Source organism: Algoriphagus sp., assembly GCF_024642405.1.
In the GTDB taxonomy this organism is placed as follows: domain Bacteria; phylum Bacteroidota; class Bacteroidia; order Cytophagales; family Cyclobacteriaceae; genus Algoriphagus.
In genome coordinates this window covers 1-5,250 of record NZ_JAHEBC010000273.1, presented here as the reverse complement: position 1 = coordinate 5,250, position 5,250 = coordinate 1, and the positions used below count along the sequence as shown (strand labels likewise).

The window sequence follows — 5,250 nt, the reverse complement described above, 5'->3', positions numbered from 1 at the left end:
AGAAACCAACTGCAAACGGCAAGGATGCTGCGGAAAGAGAGGGGTTAGACAATAAAACCCCTGCAAATAGGATATCGATAATTCCTCCTGCTAAACCCCAACCCCAATTCTCGATGGTGTCTTTGGCCGCAAGGGATACGATGATTTGAGTGATCCCGGTAAATAGTAAACTGATACTAATATAGATCGCTATTCCAACCAGCGCACTGACCGGGTTCTGGAAGATGTAGATTGCTAGAATGGTTAAGATAATGCCTCTCAATAGGGCCAACCACCAGTGTTTTTTCAAAGTCATCATATTTTTATTGGTTAAAATGGTTCTTAAAAAAGTTGCGAGCGGCAATAATTTGCATCACATTACCTATAAATTGATTCAGCCTAAATGAACATGTCATTCAGTAAGAATCAACAACACAATAAAGATATGGGGAGGGAAAATGAAGTGCTTAAGCTATTGTTCGGAATACTTAAGCTATTGTTCTAAATGTAGCTTTTCCCTGTATTTATTGGGTGAGAGCCCTTTTTCCTGTCGGAACAACTCTGAAAAATAAGGTAGGCTTTCTATGCCAACTTCTAAGGCTACCTGGCCTATGTTGAAGTTGGGATCACCTAATAGTACGCAGGCTTTTTCTATTCGAACAAGGCGGATGAAGGCCGAAGCAGATCGGTCAGTGAGTGATTTGATCTTATTGTGTAACTGGGTTCGACTCATGCCAATCTTTTTACACAGGTCAGAAACCCCAAACTTTTCTTCGGTCATGTTTTCGAGGATAGTTTCCCGAAGATGAATGATAAACTGATCCTCCTGTTTGATGGCTACATCTTCTGTTGGCTGAAGGTTCTCTACCCTTTTATATCGCTCGCGTAATTGTTGGCGAAGGGTAAGTAGGTTTTGAAGTTGGGTTTGCAGCTCTCTTTGATCAAATGGTTTGGCCAGATAAGCATCTGCTCTACACTTTAATCCAGTGATTCTGGAATCCAAATCAGCTTTAGCTGTGAGTAGTATTATAGGAATATGACTGGTTCGGACATCTGTTTTCAGCGTGTTGCAAAGCTCAAATCCGTTTACTTTAGGCATCATCACATCACTGATAATTATGTCGGGAACCTTTTCAAGAGCGACATCGACCCCTTCTTGTCCATCCACCGCAAAAGTTAACTGATAATCTTCTCTGAGGCATGCACTGAGGTACTCACGTACATCGGCATTATCCTCCACGATAAGCAATTGTGGCAAACTTGGGTTTTCCGTTCCATTCAAATCAAAGGTCGGATCAGACAAATTCTCCATTAATGGTATTACAGAGAGCGCAGATTCCGTTGTCTCCTTTTCCAAATCAGCCAGATTCGTCAGGGGTAGCGTCACGCAAAAGGTTGTCCCCAGTCCTTGCTTGCTTTCAACCGTTACTTCGCCACTTAGAAGCTTCGCCAATTCCTTCACTAACGTTAATCCTATACCGGTTCCGCTTCCCGTACGGCTTACTTCATCATCCACTTGGTAGAAGCGGTCGAAAATATGTTCGAGTTTTTCAGCTGGAATACCGACACCCGTATCTGCTACCGAAATAGAATAAGTGGAATTGTCTTTATTTAGTTGACTCTTAAGTGCGACAATAACCTCTCCATCTGCAGGTGTGAATTTTATGGCATTGATCAGCAAATTGGAGACGATATGGAGTATTTTTTCCGGGTCGTAATCTAGAAAGAGCCTTTTCTGAGAGGATTCAAACCTCAACTGTACATTCTGATCCTCGGCAAGTGAATGAAAAGATTCGATAAGGTATTGGAGATAGGCTACCATATCTCCTTGGATAAATTGGGCAGAAATGCTACCGGATTCCAACTTTCTGAGATTTAGGATTTGATTGATCAAACCGAGCAAATGGTTGGCATTTCGTCTGATTAGTTTCCCAATCCGTGATGAGCCTTCAATTTGCTCAGACATCCCCAAAATAACAGTTAATGGAGTTCGAAACTCATGCGAGATATTGGTGAAAAAGCGAGATTTAGCTTCATCAATTTCCTGCAATTGGATGGCTTGCTTTTCAATGGTTCCTTTATCTTTTCGGATTTGTGCTGTGCGACGCTCTACCTCGATTTCAAGTCTACCCCTTTCAGAATTTATTCGCCTTATCCATGTAAAAGCAACCAGGATAATGGGAATAGACAAAAGGAAGTAAAACCACCATTGACGATAAAAAAATTCACCGACTTGAATTGGAATCTCTAGTGGCTCCACCACTTGATTGGAGTGGATATCACTGCCAGTAACTTGGACAATGTGTTCTCCAGCGGGCAAATTATTAATGGTAACCTGAGATTCGGATCCAATATTTATCCAAAGGACAGTCGAAGCCTGTTCATCTGAATACCCTTTGGGCAAAATCCTGTATCGGTAGGTATGTTGGTCCAAGTTGACATAATCTGATATGGCAAAATCAAGACTTAAATACCGCTGAGCAGCAGGAATTTGGATAGCCTCTCCTAATCCTAGAGAGCCTTGCAAGTCCATCTTTTGATTTTTATCCTTGGCTGTATAGGATAAACCAGTCAGATAGATGTTTAAGGATTTCCTTTTTGACAAAGCCTCAATCACAAGTTTTGGGTCAAAAACACTTACTACACCTGCGCTTCCAAAAGCTAATTGTCCATCCAGAAGTTTTGCATAAGAAGAATGATTAAAGTTGTCGCTACCTAACCCATCATTCTTTTTAAGTATATGAAGCACCTTCCCATTAGCATCCAGGATGTTAATTCCTTCGTTTGTAGAAACCCAGCGATTCTGATCATCATCTTTTAGAATTCCAACTGCAGTATTATTAGAGAGTCCCTCGGCTACTGACACCTGTTTAATATTTCCTGAATCAGGATTGAAAATAAAAACCCCAGATTTATTCGTTCCAAGCCAAACCTCTCCATTCTCCCCTTGACTAATAGAAAGGACATTTTGATTCTTTAGGTATTCAGACTGATTGAAATGATTGGCTTTCCCACCCGAAACATCTATTTGCCAAAGGCCATTTTGAGCCCCAACCCAAAGCAAATTTTGCTTACCAAAAACTAAGTCATTCACCATGGCTCCCACACTGAATGGCACATTATTAATTAAAAACGGTCGTAGTTCTTTTGTTCGGATATTAAAAAGGTACATGTCCCCTGCACGTTCAAAAGTTCCATAATCCGTGAAAAGCACCACCTCATCCTCATTGATAAAAGTAAATTTTTGGAATTTCACCTCAATTGGAATATGATCGGACTCATTTGTCTTTGGATCATACCATTGCAAACCGGTTCTCTCTTTTGGTTCATACCAAGCAGCCGACATCCAAACCTTTTCGTCTTTAATAATCAGGGGAGAAAAATCTCTGGCCTGTATATGATATCCCCCAGGGATCAGGCGATTGTTTTGAACCCGCATCTCCGGAGTCGTCTTGAATAAATCTGCAGACCATCTGCCACCCTGCTTTTCAAATCGCTGGACCTGGAGATTAGAATTAACCATTAAAGTCGTGCTGTCCAGGTTTCTGATAGCACTGGCACGGTAGGTAGGAAACATCGTGATGGTGGAGATCCCCAAGTCTGATTGTAATCCCAGAATAGCCAATCCTTCCTGTATAGCGGTGGTTCCTAAACCGAATCTGAAATCACCGCTAAAGTATCCTCCAGAAACATGGAATGAAGTTTCATTTGTATTCTTTAATACCAGTATTGGCTCTGAATAATCATACCACACCCCTTTTTCATCCCTTAAAACGGCTTGAAAATTCTCAATTTCTTTAGTTGCTGTCCAGGGATCAAAATATCCTGAAGTAATCAAAATGTTATTGGATTGGTCTCTGGTGAAATAAACCCGAAGCAAGTAACCCCCACCTTGTGCACCTTTCACCACGCGGTCAATCATAGCTCCTTCTCCTCCTTTGTTTGGTACAAGGAGTCGATTAGTTAGAAAGTCATTTGGGGTTAGCGTATTTGTAGTGACATTAAGCGTGAAAAAACCATTTTGCATCCCCAGGAAAAGGAGCAATTCGTCTTTATTAAGATCTATAATTTTCCATTCCAAACTGGTTTGCGGAATTTGGGAAACGGATTCACGAGGTTCAGGGATATCTAAATAATTTGTGAGAACGGGTAAAATATTGGTAAAGTCTCGCCAAGGAGTAAAGTCTATTTTTCCTAGGTTTCGATCGAACTTGACTAAGCCCTTTCGCTGATGAAAGAAATACGCCTCATCTGCAGAGACTTCAAATGGAAATGCAAATTGACTGGGAGTAGTAGGTATAAAGTCCTCTTTGAAATCAAGTTGAATGGTAACTTCCAAGGGTTTATCAACAAATAAACCAAAAATACGATAGGTTGCTTCTGATTGATTTAGGGTAAGTGCTAGGATTTCACCGTTTTCGTCCGAATCCATATTTAAGAGAACCTCTTCAGATTCTAATTTGAAAAAGCGCTGCTCTCGAGTATCCGGATGCCAGTAAAAAAGAATTCTATTTTCACGATCCGAACCATATAAAAACCCATCGGATGTTTCTCCTAGAACATAAAGGACCGGAGTCATTTCTTTTTCCAAAAGCCAATCTGGTCTTAGCTCATAAAAAAAACTCTGGGTGCCATCATACTGAAAAAAGGATAATCTATACTCAAATGCCGAATCTCCACATGGATTAAACCAAAGCCTTCCTTTGTGGTCAACAAACCCCTGATCTACACAATTCGCCGCCAGACCATTGGATAGGGTATAATGCTCAATTCCTGCAACCTTAGAGGTGATTGGTCGAAGCATATTTCCCTGTGCGGATAATCCGTGCGACAAACCGAAAAAAATGATTTGAAAAAAGAATTGTCGGAGCAATTTGGTTTTCACTTTCAGTAAACTATTTGTTTGTTGAAGCTTTGAAGTAAAAACTATATTACCTAAAAAAAAGGGTTTAAAGTAATCAATTCACATTTTTCAATGGTTCAATTCATAATTTCCCCATGAAGCAGGATTGATCTATACTTTCATAGTAAAGACTTAATTTGAAGTATTTCATTGAAGCTTAGGATATTCACTCTCCTTCTGACTACTTCCTTACTTTATACAACTTCACCCTAACCTGGCGGAAGACTGACTTAGCGCTTCTTTGGTCAAAACTTATAGGTATATCCGATACGGAAGACTTGAGTTTCATAGTAATCAGCACTTGTGTAAGAGAAATCATTTCCAGTTACCGTCTTATTGATTACCATGGTATTCAAAAGATCCGTCGC

The 5,250-nt window shown here is 40.4% G+C and carries 2 protein-coding genes; both read right to left on the bottom strand.

Annotated elements, in window-relative coordinates:
- The coding region (locus Q0L68_RS15915; protein WP_296705111.1) for a DUF308 domain-containing protein at nt 1-271 on the bottom strand (271 nt) is incomplete at its 3' end.
- Between the two features lie 201 nt (nt 272-472).
- Nucleotides 473-4,813: a hybrid sensor histidine kinase/response regulator transcription factor gene (locus tag Q0L68_RS15910; protein ID WP_296705109.1), complete on the bottom strand. Its 4,341-nt coding sequence runs from the start codon at nt 4,811-4,813 to the stop codon at nt 473-475.
- Nucleotides 4,814-5,250 lie beyond the last annotated feature (437 nt).